7 protein-coding genes and 2 pseudogenes are annotated in these 15,492 nt (G+C 67.0%); 5 read left to right on the top strand and 4 right to left on the bottom strand.

What is annotated here, in order from left to right; translation table 11 throughout:
* Nucleotide 1 precedes the first annotated feature (1 nt).
* The 3 genes from ACTJJK_RS01220 to ACTJJK_RS01210 all read right to left on the bottom strand — a co-directional run bounded on the left by ACTJJK_RS01220 (nt 2) and on the right by ACTJJK_RS01210 (nt 3,425).
* Nucleotides 2–2,533 carry a cation-translocating P-type ATPase gene (locus ACTJJK_RS01220; protein ID WP_440729256.1) on the bottom strand — a complete coding sequence of 844 codons (2,532 nt, stop codon included), beginning with the start codon at nt 2,531–2,533 and terminating at the stop codon, nt 2–4.
* A 73-nt stretch (nt 2,534–2,606) separates the two neighbouring features.
* On the bottom strand, nt 2,607–2,864 hold the full coding sequence (locus tag ACTJJK_RS01215; protein WP_223620134.1) for a DUF6868 family protein: 258 nt from the start codon (nt 2,862–2,864) through the stop codon (nt 2,607–2,609).
* 9 nt (nt 2,865–2,873) lie between these two features.
* Nucleotides 2,874–3,425, bottom strand: coding sequence for an N-acetyltransferase family protein (locus ACTJJK_RS01210; RefSeq protein ID WP_440729255.1), 552 nt, complete (start codon nt 3,423–3,425; stop codon nt 2,874–2,876).
* A 300-nt stretch (nt 3,426–3,725) separates the two neighbouring features.
* On the opposite strand from ACTJJK_RS01210, the gene ACTJJK_RS01205 reads away from it, so the two are divergent.
* From ACTJJK_RS01205 to ACTJJK_RS01195, 3 genes are all read left to right on the top strand, one after another.
* Nucleotides 3,726–5,189: an MBL fold metallo-hydrolase gene (locus ACTJJK_RS01205; protein WP_440729254.1), complete on the top strand. Its 1,464-nt coding sequence runs from the start codon at nt 3,726–3,728 to the stop codon at nt 5,187–5,189.
* A 237-nt stretch (nt 5,190–5,426) separates the two neighbouring features.
* Entirely contained in the window at nt 5,427–8,273 is a 2,847-nt protein-coding gene (locus ACTJJK_RS01200) for a M16 family metallopeptidase (RefSeq protein WP_440729253.1), read from the top strand.
* Between the two features lie 710 nt (nt 8,274–8,983).
* A complete protein-coding gene (locus tag ACTJJK_RS01195) occupies nt 8,984–12,061 on the top strand; it encodes an autotransporter domain-containing protein (RefSeq protein ID WP_440729252.1) in 3,078 nt (1,025 codons plus the stop codon).
* A 99-nt stretch (nt 12,062–12,160) separates the two neighbouring features.
* Here the strand turns inward: ACTJJK_RS01195 and ACTJJK_RS01190 are convergent, their stop codons facing one another.
* The gene (locus tag ACTJJK_RS01190; RefSeq protein ID WP_031370818.1) at nt 12,161–12,562 is read right to left on the bottom strand and encodes a hypothetical protein; all 402 of its coding nucleotides are present in this window, start codon (nt 12,560–12,562) and stop codon (nt 12,161–12,163) included.
* Nucleotides 12,563–13,268: 706 nt separating this feature from the next.
* Between ACTJJK_RS01190 and ACTJJK_RS01185 the strand changes: the two are divergent.
* Nucleotides 13,269–13,355 (top strand): annotated as a pseudogene (locus tag ACTJJK_RS01185) (ESPR domain-containing protein); the annotation flags it as partial.
* A gap of 33 nt (nt 13,356–13,388) precedes the next feature.
* Nucleotides 13,389–15,492 (top strand): annotated as a pseudogene (locus ACTJJK_RS01180) (hypothetical protein); the annotation flags it as partial.

The following is a 15,492-nucleotide window of genomic DNA, read 5'->3' as shown; positions in this document are numbered from 1 at the left end:
CTCAGCCGCTGCGCTGGCGGCTAAGGCGCATGCGGGCGAGCCCGCTGCGGCCGAGCTCGACCACTGCCAATCCGGCCAGCGGCATGAGCAAGGCCAGGCAGGACAGACCGAGCGGAGGCGGCGCGAAGCGGAACCAGGCGCCGGGCGCCTGGAAACGCGTGATCAACAACAGCAGGCTCAGCGCCGACACCACCAGGATCCAGAACGCCTTGCCGGTCGGGCCGAACCAGCGCGCATAGCCGAAGCCGCGGTTGACGACGATCAGCCCGAGGTTTCCCGAGATCAATGCGATGAAGGAGAGCGCCGCCAATTGCGGCGTCGGCAGGGCGTCGCCGCGCCCGAGGAAATAAACGGCCGCCACCGCCGCGAACACGACCATGCCCCGGCCCAGACTGCCCGACAGGGTCGGCAGGTCGAGCAAACGCCGCGAAGGCGGCCGGGGAGGCCGCTGCATGATCTGCGCCGATGCGGGCTCGCGCTCGAACACCAGCGCCGAGGCCGGGTCGATGATCAGCTCCAGGAACACCACGTGCAACGGCATCAGCATCATCGGCGCGCCGATGATCAGCGGCAGCAGCGCCAGGCCGGTGATCGGCACGTGCACGGCCAGGATGTAGCGGATGGCGCGCAGGATATTGTCGTAGATCAGGCGCCCCTGGCGCACCGCTTCGACCACGGTGACGAAGTCGTCGTCGAGCAGGACGATGGACGCCGCCTCGCGGGCGACATCGGTGCCGCGCTTGCCCATCGCGATGCCGACGTGGGCGGCCATCAACGCCGGCGCGTCGTTGACGCCGTCGCCGGTCATCGCCACCACCTCGCGGTTCCGCTTCAATGCATCGATCAGGCGCAGTTTGTGATCCGGTTTCACCCGCGCGAACACATCGGTATCGCGCACGCGCTGGGCCAGGGTCTTCTCGTCGAGCGCTTCCAGCTCGCTCCCGAGCATGGCGGCGTCGGCCCGTCGCAGTCCGGCCTGCGCGGCGATCGTGCGGGCGGTATCGAGATGGTCGCCGGTCAGCATCACGACCCGTATGCCGGCCGCCTGGGCCTCGGCGACCGCGTCGCGAACGCCCGCTCGCAGCGGGTCCTCGAACCCGAGCAGGCCGCGCCACTCGAAGCGAAAGCCGTGAGGCGTGGACGGAAGCGAGGCAGGGCCGTCCCGCCAGACCGCCGAGGCCGCGGCGATGACGCGCAAGCCGCGGCGCGCCATGTCCGCGGCGAGTTGCATCACGGCCGATCGCTGTTCGCGGCTCAGCGCGCACAGCTCGGCAATGGTTTCCGGCGCGCCCTTGGCGGCGACCGCCAGGCCGGGTTCGTCGGGGAGCTGCCAGACGTGGGTCACCGCAGGCAGGTCTTTGGAAAGCGGGTATTCGCGGGCGCAGTGCGTTCCCGTCCTCGGCGCGGTCGCGGCCGAACCGGCCACGGCGGCGCGGATGGCGAGGTCCATCGGGTCGAACGAGTGCTCCGAGCAGGCGCGGCCGGCGCAATCGAGCAGCGCCGCCAGCCTGGGGGAGAGTCGCGCCGTCGGGTTCGAGCGCTCGTCGCCCCGCGCCAGCTCGACCAGGGTCATCTGGTTGGTGGTCAGGGTGCCGGTTTTGTCCGTGCACAACACGGTCACCGACCCCAGGGCTTCGATCGCCGGCGCGCGCCGGATCAGGGCGTTGCGGCGCGCCATGCGCCAGCTGCCCAAGGCGAGGAACACGGTAAGCACGACCGGGAATTCCTCGGGGATATTGGCCATGGCCAGGGTGATGCCGGCCAGCAGGCCTTGCAGCCAATCGCCGCGGGTCCAGCCGTACAGCAGCGCGACCAGCGCGCTGACGCTGAGGCCCAGTACCGCGAACACCAGCACCGCATAGCGGATTTCCCGCTGCATCGGCGTCGGCGGCGAGCGCAAGGTGTGCAGCGCTTCGCCTATCCGGCCCACCGCCGTGGCGATGCCGATGGCGGTCACGCGAGCGGCGGCATGCCCGCGCACCACCAGGGTGCCGGCATGGATGAGGTTCTTGTCCGGCTCGGCCGCCGCCGCGGCGCCACGTTGCACCGGCATCGATTCGCCGGTGAGCATGGACTCGTCGAGCATCAGGTCGCCGTCGTCCAGCACCCGCGCATCCGCCAGAACGCGGTCGCCCTCGGCGACCAGAATCACGTCGCCGACCACGAGCTGCGAGGACGGCACCGACCGGACCAGGCCGTCGCGGATCGCTCGCGCCTGCGGCGTGCTCAGCTCGCGCAGGGCCTGCAGCGCGCGTTCGGAGCGATAGTCCTGGTACGCGGTCAGGCCGATCACGAGCGCGACCGAAGCGGCCAGCGCTGAGGCTTCCTCGGCATCGCCCAACAGCAGGTAGACGGCCGAGGCGAAGATCAGCAGCAGGAGCATCGGCTCGCGCAACACGCCGGCCAGGATGCGCAGCCAGTTGCGACGGTCCGGTTCCGGCAGCCGGTTCGGCCCTCCGGCCTGCAGCCGGCGCGCGGCCTCTTCGCTCGACAGCCCTGTCGGGTGGGCGCGGGCCCCCTGGCTGGATTCCATATCGTTCGTCCTCGCTGGCTCGACGGCGCTCATGCGCGAGGCCGTCGCCCGGCCCGTCGCGACCCGCCCGGCCTCAGAAATACGGGGTGTAGCGGATGAAGCAAAGCACCAGGTAGGGAACGATGACGAACATCCAGATCGCGATCTTGTACAGCCCGAACAGGAGATAGGCCGTCGCGTCGAAGCGCGCCGCCGAGAGCTGGAACCAGCGGCGATGCAGCCGATACATGGCGTCGTGAAACATCACGAAGGCCACGAATCCGAGCAGCAACAGGCCGTAGTTGAAAATCGCGCACCACATCAGGAAGCCGGGCCACAGTGCCGGGTCCATGGGCAGGCCTCACAAGGTCAGTTCGTGGATGACCTGGCTGGCGTCGTCGGGGTCGGTCACGGTGCGGAAGCCCAGATAGGCGGCGAGCTCGTGCATCTGCCGGTTCTCGGCGGAGTCGACCGAATACATCCTGTGGATGCCGCGGAGCTTTGCGACCTGAATCAGGTGCTTCATCAGCACCGCTCCCAGGCCCTTGTTCTGCCACTCGTCATCGACGGTAACCGCGCACTCGCATTGCGATCCGTCTTGCGCGGTGCTGTATCGGCTGACTCCGACGATCCTGCCTTCGTCGGCGCTGTCGAACGCGGCGAAGGCGACATCGTGGGTGTAGTCGATGTCCGTCAGCTGGCGGATGAACGCGTCGCTGGGGCGGCGGGTCTGTCCGAGGAAGCGAAAACGCCGGCTCTGGTCCGACAGTCGTTCGATGAATTCGCGTTCGGCCGCGCCGTCGCTCGCGGCGATGGGGCGAATCGTCACCTGGCGGCCGTCGCGCAAGGTGTCCGACCAGCGCGGCGTATCGGGACCGATGACGTCTGAGGCGGATAAGGATTGGGTAGTCATGACGTGCTCCCGGAGGGTCGTTTCAGGCTAGGCCGGCGGCTGCCGGCTGCATTGATCCAGGTCAACTCCTTTCGTCCGGGGGCTGACCCAGATCAATGCCGCGCCGCCAGTCGGACTGCAATCTGGCCCTGCAGCCCGCGGCCCTGTTCACGGCCCCGTTTCCTCGGTACGTCGAGGGCAAGAGCGGGCGATGAGTCCGCGCGCCGGCTCGGTCCGCTCCGGCGAGTCGGATACCGATGGCGTTGTCGCCTTGGGACTGTTCGCGGATCCACGACCCATACACGAAAGAGGTAACGCGCCATGGGCATCGCCACGTCCGAAGCCTCCGCATTCCGTTTGACCTTCCTGGGTGCGACCGGCACCGTCACCGGCTCCAGATACCTGGTCGAAGCCGGCGACAAGCGGCTGCTCGTGGATTGCGGGTTGTTTCAAGGCTACAAAACGCTTCGCTTGCGCAATTGGGCGCCGTTCCCCGTGGATCCGGCGTCGATCGATGCGGTCGTGCTCACGCATGCGCACCTGGACCATAGCGGCTACCTGCCCAGGCTGGTGGACGAAGGCTTCGACGGCGTCGTCTGGTGCACGCCGGCGACGCGCAGGCTGTGCGGAATCCTGCTTCCCGATTCTGCCCATCTGTTGGAGGAGGAGGCAGGCGACGCCAACCGGCTCGGCACGACCAGGCACCATCCGGCCGAGCCGCTTTACGAGGTGGCGTCCGCGCATACGGCCGTGCGACGGATGCGCGCCTGGGAGTTCGAGACGCCGTTCGAACCGGTGCCCGGGGTGACCGCTCGTTTCAGGAGCCAGGGACATATCCTCGGCGCCGCCGCCGTCACCCTCGAATACCGCGGCGTGCGCCTGACCTTCAGCGGCGATATCGGCCGTTACAGCGATCCGGTCATGCAGCCGCCGAGCGCGCCGGCGGCAAGCGACTGGATCGTCGCCGAGTCGACCTACGGCGATCGGGAGCATCCAGTGGGCGGCATGAGGCAGGAGCTGTGCGAAGCGCTGAAGCCCGTGCTGCAACGGGGCGGCGTCGCCGTGATCCCGGCCTTCGCGGTCGGCCGGGCGCAATCCTTGCTGCACGTGATCGCGCAGTTGCAGGAGGACAAGGAGCTTCCCGCCGCACCTATCTATCTCAACAGCCCCATGGCGACCGATGTGACTTCGCTGTACCGGCAGTATTCCGGTCAGCTGCGCCTAGACGAAACGGCTTTGGAAAAGATGTATCGCAACACCCGGATCATCAACAGCCCGGAGGAGTCCAAAGAGCTCAATCGCCGCAAGGGGCCGATGGTGATCGTATCGGCCAGCGGCATGGTGACCGGCGGGCGCGTGCTCCATCACCTGATCGCGTTCGCTCCAGACCCGCTCAACGCGATCATTCTGTGCGGCTACCAAGCAGGCGGCACGCGCGGCGCGCTTTTGGCCGGTGGGGCGCGCCGTGTGCGCATCTATGGGGAGGAGGTCGAAATCAATGCCGAGCTCAGGCAGCTGGCGTCGGCGTCCGCGCACGCCGATGCTTCTGAGATCATCGCTTGGCTGCGTTCGGGCCCGGTCCGCCCGCGCGCGGTGTTCGTGACACACGGCGAACCGAACGCGGCCGACCGGCTGCGTGTTCGCATCGAGCATGAATTGGGCTGGGCCGCCTGCGTGCCGGAATTCGGCGCGACCGTGGATCTCATGTCCAAGACCGCCGAACTCGGATTGGCGACTCTCGATCGCCCGGCACTTGAGCACGTCGGTGCGCCGTTGTCCCGCTAGCGATCAACGACGGGCCAGCACAGTCCGAAGCCAGTTCGCGGATTGATAGTTCTCCGCCATCAACGAATGCCGTCGAGTCCGATTCCGGCGGAGGCGAATAGGGCGCGTTTAATTAATGCTCGGCTTCCGCAGTCACACTTGTGGCGGCCGGGAGCGGGAACTATACCCGATGGCTTTCCGTCTATCGCGAACCTCGCCCGCAACGATCGGGCGTTTCGTTAGATTTTAGGAAAGCCCATGGCATTAAATAAACGTTGGTTATTGGCCGCGTGTTTGTTCGCCGCCTCGTCGTTTCCCGCGCTCGCCGCGCAACCCGGCGCCTTCAAACTGCCCAAGGGGGCGAGCGCGGGCGCCTGCATGGAAGGGGTCTGCGAGTATCGGCTCGGCAACGGCATGCGCGTGCTGTTGCTTCCCGATGCCAGCGAATCGAAGTTGATCGTCAATCTGGTCTACGGCGTCGGTTCGGCGCACGAGAATTACGGCGAAGCCGGCATGGCGCATCTGCTCGAACACATGCTGTTCAAGGGCACGCCCACTCACGCCGATATCTTCGCCGAACTGAGCAAGCGCAGCATCGACTCCAACGCCACCACGACGACCGACTACACCAACTACCATTCTTCGTTCGCCGCCGACGCCGCCAAGCTGGATTGGTTGCTCGGCATGGAGGCCGATCGCATGGTGCACTCGCGCGTCGCGCGCGAGGATCTCGATCGGGAAATGACCGTAGTGCGCAACGAGATGGAGAATCGCGACGACGATCTGTCCGGCGTACTCTACGAAAGCGTGGCCTCCACCGCCTATCAGTGGCACCACTACGGGAAACGGATCATCGGTGCGCGCAGCGATGTCGAAAACCTGCGCATCGAACGGCTGCAAGCGTTCTATCGCGCCTGGTACCGGCCCGACAACGCCACCCTGGTGATCGCCGGCGGTTTCGACCCGGCGCAGGCCTTGAGCTCGGCGGCCCGCCGTTTCGGCAGGATCGCCCGGCCGCATGCGCCGATGCAGACGCTGTACACGGCCGAGCCCGCGCAAGCCGGCGAGCGCGAGGTCACGGTGCGGCGTGTCGGCGGCTACAGCCAGCTTCTGGCGGCGTATCACGTGCCGGCGGCGACGCACGCCGATTCCGCGGCGCTGCAGATCCTGGGCGAAGTCCTGCAGGGTCCGGTCGGCGAGCGTCTGTACTCGACGGTGGTAGGCAATCGGCATGCCGTCAGCGCGGGCGCAAGCACGCAGTGGCTGCGAGCCCCGGGACTGTGGATGGCCTACGCCACTTTAGCGAAAGACTCCGACCTCGCGGCCACCCAGAATCTTCTGTTGACTCAAGTCGAAGGGCTGGACAAGCGGCCGATCCTTGCCGCGGAAGTCGACGCGGCCAAACAGCTTCTGCGGCAGAATTTCGCTCGCGAAGTCACCGACGCCGGCCGGCTTGCGATGGCGCTTACCCCCGCGATCAGTGTCGGCGATTGGCGTTTGTACTTCCGTTATCGCGATAGCCTGGAGACAGTCGACGCCGAGCAGGTGAACCGCGTCGCGCGTACTTATCTGCGGCCGGCCAACCGTACCCTGGGGCGCTTGCTGGCGACCGCATCGCCGCAGCGAGTCGCGATCCCGGACGCACCGTCGCCCGCATCCCTGTTATGGGATTACGCCGGCAAGGCCGAGGCCGACAGGGTCGAACGCTTCGATGCATCGCTTTCCAATATCCGACAACGCACCCGGTTCGTGCACATCGACACGGGCTCCGGCGATGGATTGCGCCTGGCTTTGCTGCCCAAGAAGAGTCGCGGCAACAAGGTCGTGGTCGAGGCCTTCTTCAGTTTCGGCGACGTCGAGAGCCTGCGCGGCCGCGATACGGCAGCACAAGCCGCCGGCGAGCTCCTGGGCGACGGAAACTTCAAGATGAGCGCCGCGGAACTGGCGGTGGAACTGGCCAGACTCAATTCCACGATCGATCTCGGGGGCGGCTTGCAATCGGCGCATTTGTCGCTGAACACGCAACGTGGGCAGTTGGGCAAGGCCTTGTCCTTGGCCGAGCGCCTGTTGCGCACGCCGCGCTACAGCGATGCCCAGGTCGAGCAATACAAACGACGCGCGACGCTCGGCCTGCAAGCCGCTCGCGAGGATGCGAACAGCATCGTCGGCGATGCCATGACGCGTCATTTCGATCCCTGGCCGGTCGGCCATCCGATGCGCCAGGCCGATGCCGAACGATCCCTGGCCGACATCCGCGCCCTCACCAGCGAACAAGTGCGGGCGTTTCATCGGGACTTCTATGGGACCGCGAACGGGGTGATCAGCGTGGTCGGCGATTTCGATCCGGTCGAGGCCGAGCGGGAACTGCGCCGGCTGTTCGCCGATTGGAAGGCTCCGCGCGCCCATGCGCCGATCGCCAGGCGCCATGTCGCGGTGCCGGCCGAGCATCGCAAGTTCGCGACGCCCGACAAGGACAGTGGCGTGCTGCTGGCGCGCAGCAATATTCCCTTGATCGAATACACCGACGACGCCTTCGCGTTGAGGGTGGCGAACCGGATTCTCGGCGGCCATACCATCGATTCGCGGCTGGGACAGCGGATTCGCGACCGGGGCGGGCTCAGTTACAGTGTCGCCAGTACGCTCGACGCCCAGCCCAGCCTCGACGGCCGCGACGATGCAGGCAGCTGGATGGTTCACGCGACCTCCGCTCCGCAGAATCTCGCGCAGGTCGAGCGCGGCGTACGCGAAGAACTCGATCGCCTGCTGCGCGATGGCGTGAGCGCCGATGAAGTGCGCACCGTGGCGACGGCGATGCGCGCCGAGCAGGAACAAGCCCGCGATACGGATGCCGGCTTGGCCTCGTTGCTCGGCGGTCTCATGTATTACGGCCGCAGCCTGGATTTTCTGGCCGAGTACGATCGGAAAATGGCCGCGCTCAGCGCCGAATCGGTGAATGCCGCGATCCGGAAATACCTCAAGCCGGAGCAATTCAGCTTTTACGTGGCGGGCGATATCGATGTGGCCAAGAGGGAGGCCAAGCCCGATGGCAGGACTATAGAAGGCGAGGCGGTGAAACCCGTTGTCGGCGAGGCCGCGGTGCGGTGAGGAGATCGGTCTGCTGCATCGGGTTTGCCGCCGCCAGAGTCGCCCATGCCGGTGCAGGTATTCGACTGGGACAGGCCGCGCAGTGCCTTCGCGGTAATCGACGGCGACGTTGTGCAAACGGACCGATGCCGGCATCGGTGATTCGTTTCAGGCCGGGCTGCGACCGTGCAAGCGCCTGAACGAAGACCTTCGATGCGCGCGACTACAGGTGTGACAGCGTTGGGGTGTCGTTGTCTTGCATGCGTTACAAGATCGGGACGCCGTTCGATGTCGGTGTAGCGGCGTCCCGGCGAAGCAATGCCGCCTGTATTCGCAAGAGTACGGTCGGCTCCTGCTTTCGATTCGCGCGTACGTTTGCGGCCTTCGGCTTCGAGTGCAAGCCGTCGCCAGCGTGCCCGCGATCACGGTGAACGAGAAAACCGTCACGCATGGCGCGCGGCGGTGTAGGGGGATACGGAGGTCATCACGTTATTGCAGCGGGCGCCCACTCACTGGACCCAAACCGACCGAGACGAACCGGCGGGCCGCGAAAGCGGCCGTCGGAAATCGGCAGCTGTTGATCTGCAACTGTCGATCGGCAGATCGGAATCCACTATCGGCGGCCTTCGTCGCCGTCCTTCATCGTCGTTATCGAAGAGGAACCACGCTCCATGCCATCCCGTATTGCCCCGGTTGCGGTTCCGCGAGCGCTCGGCGCACGCGCTCAGCCTTTGTCCCTCGCGATCGCTTGTGTCCTGTTGTTCGCATCCGCGCCTTCGTCGGCGCAAGTCGCCGCACCGGGCGAGCACGACGGCCGCTACGGCGATGCCGACAGTTGGCGCAGCAAAGAGTTCGAGAGGGACTGGGGCCTGGGCGCGATCAACGCCCATCATGCCTACGCGCGCGGCCTGACCGGCGCGGGCATCGCCTTGGGCCAGTACGACAGCGGCGTGGCCCTGGACCATGCCGAATTTGCCGGGCGCGGGCACGTCAGTCTCAGCCTGGGCGCATCGGGCTGTATTTCCGACCCCGGCGTCATCGTCTTTCGCGGGCCGAGCCGCTGTTTCTCGACGCGCGGCGATGCGCCCACGCGCGAATTCAGTTTCGTCTATCCCGCCCGCACCGCGCCGTATCAATACGCCGGTTACGGCAACCACGGCACGCACGTGGCCGGCACCATGGTCGCTCAGCGCGACGGCGTCGGCATGCACGGCGTGGCGATGGGCTCGCGACTGGTGACAGCGCGTTTCTTCGGCGACACCATTTATCGTTGGGACCAGGGCGCCGACGGCACCTGGAAGCGCGCCGCCATCGCCAGCAGCGGCGTCGGCGGCGAGGCCGAGGTGGTTACGGATTTCTATCGGCAACTGAGTGCGCACGGTGTGCGTGCGGCGAACCTGGAGATCTGGTTGCCGATCGCCAACTCGCCGCAAGCCAACACCCTGGCCGCGGTCGAACAAACGTATCGCGACTATCAGTCCTCTTACGACGCGTACATGGACGGCGCGATCCGGCACGGCATCGTCAACGTCGTCGCCTTGGGCAACGACTCCGGCCGCATTGCCAACATCTATCCCGGCATGGCGGCGTTCCGCCCCGAAGCGCAGCCGTATTGGCTCAGCGTGGCGAACGTGCAGCGCTCCGGCGCCGGCGGTTACGTCATCTCGCCGAGTTCCAGCATCTGCGCCTACACCAAGGACTGGTGCGTGGCCGCGCCGGGCACTTTGATCAACTCCACCAGCATCGGCGGCTCCCTGCAGGGTCAGATCGAAGGCGAGCTCAGCGGCGAGCAGGCGCTGCAGATCCGGCTCGGCCAGACCAAGCCGGTATTGAACTACGCCGACCTCAGCGGCACCTCGATGGCCGCGCCGCATGCGATCGGCGCGATGGGCTTGTTGTTCGAGCGTTTCCCGTACCTGAGCGGCCCGCAGGTGCGCGACGTGTTGCTGACCACGGCGACCGACCTCGGCGTGGCCGGGGTGGACGAGATCTACGGCTGGGGCCTGATCGACCTGAAGAAGGCGATCGACGGGCCGGCTCAGATACTGAAAGACAGCGACGTGGCGATGGACCGCGCCGCCGGCGGCCTCAAGGTGTGGGAAGGCGACGCCTGGGACGATTGGCGCAACGACATCGGCGGCCCCGGCGTGTTGAGCAAGTCCGGCGGGGGCTGGCTGCGCCTGAGCGGCGACAACGCCTTCGGCGGCCTCAACGTCAAACAAGGCGTGCTGGAACTCACCGGCGACAACCGCTATCCCGCGCAGGTGGAAGGCGGCACCTTGTTGGTCAACGGCAGCCTGGCGAGCGCGTCGTTACCGGTGCGGGCCCAGGGCGAACTCGCTGGCAGCGGCCGCATCGTCGGCGATGTGCTGATGCAGGGCCGCGTGTCGCCGGGCAATTCCATCGGCACCTTGAGCGTGCTGGGCGATTACGTGCAGGCCGCCGGTTCCAGCTATCTCGTGGAACTCGCGTCCGACGGCCGCGCCGACCGCATCGAGGTGAGCGGCAAGGCGACCATCGAAGGCGGCGCCTTGCAGGTGGCGTATGCGCCGGGGCAGTACCTGCTCGGCCAGCGCTTCAACGTCATCAATGCAGCCGGCGGCGTCGCCGGGCAGTTCGCGGCCCTGGAACAGGCCTGGCTGTCGCCGTTCCTGAAGTTCGGCCTCAGCTATGCGGCCAGCCAGGTCGATCTGAGCGTGGTACGCGGCGCCTCGTTCGCTTCGGTGGCGCGCACCCGCAATCAACTCGCCGCCGCGGCCGCAGCCGACCGCCTCGCGGTCGGGCAGGGCCTGCCGCAACCGCTGACCCAGTTGTTCCCGGAACAGGCGCTGGCCGCGCTCGATGGCTTGAGCGGCGAAGGCCACGCCAGCCTGCGTTCGATCCTGCTCGACGACAGCCGCCACCTGCGCGAAGCCGCGCTGGTGCGCGCGCGCAACGGCAGCGGATGGGCGGGCGAGGGCGACGGCGAGGGTGACGAGCTGAGGCAAGGAGCGTGGATCGAGCTGTTGAAGTCCGGCGGCACCCTCGATGGCGACGGCAATGCCGCGCGCAACGAGTACCGCGGTTCGACCACGCTGCTCGGTTACGACTATCGCTTCGACGGCGGCTGGCGCCTCGGTGCGCTCGCCGGCCGCGGCCGCATCGACAGCGACAACGGCCGTCTCGACCGGGGCCGGATCCATGGCACCCAGTTCGGCCTGTATGGCGGCCGTCGCTGGGGCGGGTTCGGCCTCAGCGCCGGTGTCGCCGTCGCGCGCCAGAGCGTCGAGCTCGATCGCCGCATCGGCTTCGACGGTTTCGCCGATCGCACCCGTGCGTCTTACGACGCTGACACGCGGCAGGGCTTCGTCGAAGGCGCCTATCGCTTGCAGGCCGGCGCTTGGGGCTTCGAGCCCTATGCGCAGTTCGCCCAGGTACGGGTGAAGAGCGATTCGTTCCAGGAAAGTGGTGGCGCCGCGGCCTTGAACGGTGGCGCTGCCGAAAGCCGCGTCGACCTCTCGACGCTGGGGCTGCGCTTCGATGTCGGCCTGAAGGGTGCACAGCAGGATCAGAGCTGGTTGAGCCTGCGCGGCGGTCTGGCGCGCCGCCATGCCGGCGGCGAGTTGACGCCGCAGACCCAGGTGGCCTGGCGCGGCGGCGACAGCTTCAGCGTGGCCGGCGCGCCCTTGGGCGAAGACGCCACCCTGGTCGAAGCCGGCCTGGCGGCACGCCTGAGCCCGAGCAGCCTGCTGGAACTGAACTACAGCGGCCAATTCGCAGACGAAGCGCACGACCACGGCATCAACGCGCGTTACTCGCTGCGCTTCTGAGCCGACCCGAGGGGGCACCCCAAGCCGCGGCGGTCGCGACCGTCGTGGCTTTCTTTATGTCCGAGCGAGATCGAGCCCCTGTACGCCTGCGTATCGGGTTCAGCCTTTGCGCGCCTCGGCGACGTCGCCGGCCGCTTGATGGTGGGCACTGATCGACAACAGCGACAGCAGTTCCTCGGTGCGCGCGTCGGCGTACAGCTCGAACGGGGTCCGGTAATAGAACTGCGGAATCGGATAATTCATGAACCAATACAGCATCTGCTCGGCGTTCTCGTGGTTGGCCTTGGCCGCCGACAGGATCCGCACCAGGTTGCGCAGCGCGAGCTGCAGTTTCGCCGAGCCGTGCGGATTGCGGATCGTCGCGTTGCCGTGTGGGTTGGAGATCGCGGTGAGGTCCTTGGCCCGGATGCCCAGGGCGGTGATGACCCGCTTCGGCGAGATATGGGTCGAGCCCGGGACGCGAAGGGAATCCATGAAGATCTCGAACTCGGCTTCGGTCATGACGCTCTCGGTGGGTGAAGGCGCGCGCTGCGCGGCGACGCGGCGGCGGAGGATTCCGTCAGGTGGGCAACGGATGGGCGGTTGCCGGCTCTGGCAAGGCCGTCCTCTCGGTGAGCGTGCAGGGCGGACCGCCGTGAGCCGTCTGAGGGGGTGGGGCATCCGCCCAGTAGCGTTCATTTCGCGCCGGAACGCTTGCGGGGAAAGATCAATTTTTCTTCTCGAGATCTCCGTAGCGGTACTGGCGCACATTTTTTTATGGATCAAGTCTCATTTTTTCGGGCCTACGAGCGGCCCGCGCAGGCCGCCGCGCCCCGTCGGCCCAGGCCGCGAAAGGCTTTCCCAGCCTGGGCGAAAGCCGCCAGGGCATTCAGCTTTGTCGTCGAAGGAGGTGCGCAAAAGGCCCGAAAAAATCACAAAAAAAATATATCTCCTTAGATGCCCGCTTCGATCGGCGTCCCTAGTCTGGCCGCCATAGGGACAGCGACACAGCCGAGTGGCTGCTGCTCGCGGGGGGATTCGATGGCAGGCCCATCGGCCATACCCGGGACGGCCTCGGTTCGAGCAATCGAACGGCAGCGCATCGGCATTCAAGACCCTCCATTACACGGTTCGCCTTTCACGGGGCGTCTTAACCGCGGGCGGATATCGGTCCGAGATCGGTATTCACAACTGAGCGAATCGCCGGGAAGGCGAAGGGGAATGACCGATGAACTTTATTTACTGCAAGGTGTGGAGCAAGAGCCTGGGAACCTGGGTGGTGGCTTCGGAGTTGGCTAAGGGCGGGAAGAAGCAGGCGCGCAAGGCTTCGTCGGCGGTGGTGTCGGCGGTGGCGCTGGTGTTGGCCGGTGCGGCGCCGCCTGTGTTATCTGCGGAGGTGGCTTGGACCTGTTACAACGATAACCAGGCAGGTGGGTTCCGTTGCGGCGAATTTTCCGACATCCCCGACGGCGTTACGACCTGGGGAACGGCAGTAGGTTATCGGGCCATCTCGAGCGGAACTTATGCGACGGCCCTAGGGTCCAGCGCCCAGGCTACCAAGGTCAGCGCCACCGCATTGGGCTACGACTCGGAGGCATCGGGGGATTTTTCCACTGCCGTAGGCAGCATCGCCAAGGCGAGTGAAACAAACGCGACAGCCCTTGGTAACGGTGCGAGTGCGGAGGGCCAACACTCCACCGCCATAGGCAAGGGCGCCAAGGCGACTACCACTAGTGCTACGGCACTGGGCAAGGATGCGAGTGCCTCGGGGACCTATTCCACCGCACTAGGCACCTTGTCCAAGGCTTCCGGCAGCGAATCCACCGCCGTCGGCGAGAATGCGAATGCGGGCGGCATAGGATCCATTGCCCTGGGTGGTGCGTTTGATAGCACCGCGGGAGCCGAGGCTGCAGCCACTGATTCCATCGCGATCGGCCGTGAGTCCGACGTCAGCGCGACCAGCATCGGCAGTATCGCCATCGGCAACAAGGCCCAGGCGAATGCCCTGGATGCCGTTGCACTGGGTCAATCGGCCACGGCATCGGCCCAGTACAGCTCAGCCTTCGGCGATTCGGCCAACGCCTCGGCCCTCAGCGCCACTGCAGTAGGCTACCTGGCAACGGCATCGGGGCAGCGGTCCACTTCGGTCGGCACCGAATCCGATGCGACGGGCATCGAATCGGTCGCCCTCGGCGAGTTCGCCCAAGCGACTGCCGCCGGTGCCGTCGCCCTTGGCGCGGGCACCAGCACGACTGCAGCGGCGCACGCGAATGCCGTCGACTCCGTCGCGATCGGCCGCGGGGCCGGGGTCGGCGCAGCCAACACTTCGGGCATCGCCCTCGGCCGCGGCGCCACCGTCAACGGTGCCTTCGGTATCGCCCAGGGCGATGGCGTCGTGTCCGGCGCAACCGGCCGCAACGTCGCCATCGGTTCTACCGGCACTACCGCCAACAGCAGCAGCGCCATCGGCGGCGCCGTGGCCATCGGCCGCGCCCAGACCGCCAACGGCAACGGTGCGGTCGCCATCGGCGATCCGAATACCGCGACCGGCACCGGCGCGGTGGCGGTCGGTGCGGACAACAACGCCAACGGCCAGGGCGCCGTGGCCCTGGGCAACCTCAACACCGCGACCGGGCAGGGCTCGGTGGCCCTCGGCAATTCGAGCTCGGCCGGCGCCGCCGGCGCGGTCGCCATCGGCGACGGCGCCTCGGCCGGCATCGCGCGCAGCGTCGCACTGGGCAGCGGTTCGACGACCGCCGCCGCGGTCGGTACCGCCAGCACCGTCATCCGCGGCACCACCTACAACTTCGCCGGCACCGCGCCGACCAGCACGGTCAGCGTGGGCACGGCCGGTGCCGAACGCAGCGTCACCAACGTCGCCGCCGGCCGTCTCAGCGGCACCAGCACCGATGCGGTCAACGGCAGCCAGTTGTTCGCCACCAACCAGGCGGTGCAAGCGGCCGGCGCCGGCTTCGGCTTGAGCGCGCAGGGCGCCAACGGCTCCAACGTCGACCCCAGCGAGGCAGTCGACCTGCGCAACACCGATGGCAACATCGCCGTCAGCAAGGTCGCGGGCGACAACAACGTCAACTTCGACCTGGCCGACGACATCACAGTCAACAGCGTCACCGCTGGCAACAGCCGGCTCGACAACACCGGCCTGGTCATCACCGGTGGCCCGAGCGTGACCTCCGCCGGTATCAACGCCGGCAACCAGGTGATCACCAACGTTGCCGCGGGTGTTGCAGGGACCGATGGCGTCAACAAGAGCCAGCTCGATGCGGTCGGCGCGACCGCGAACGCGGGCTTCAACGTCTCCGCACAGGGCGCCAACAGCACCAACGTGGCTCCGGGCGAGACTGTCGACCTACGCAACAGCGACGGCAACATCGTGGTCAGCAAGACCGGCGCCGACGATAACGTCGCCTTCGACCTGGCCGACGACATCACCG

It is taken from the genome of Lysobacter sp. 22409 (genome assembly GCF_052045105.1).
Taxonomy (GTDB): Bacteria; Pseudomonadota; Gammaproteobacteria; order Xanthomonadales; family Xanthomonadaceae; genus Lysobacter; species Lysobacter antibioticus_B.
Note: the sequence above shows the minus strand (reverse complement) of the source record. Positions and strands in the feature narration are given on the sequence as shown.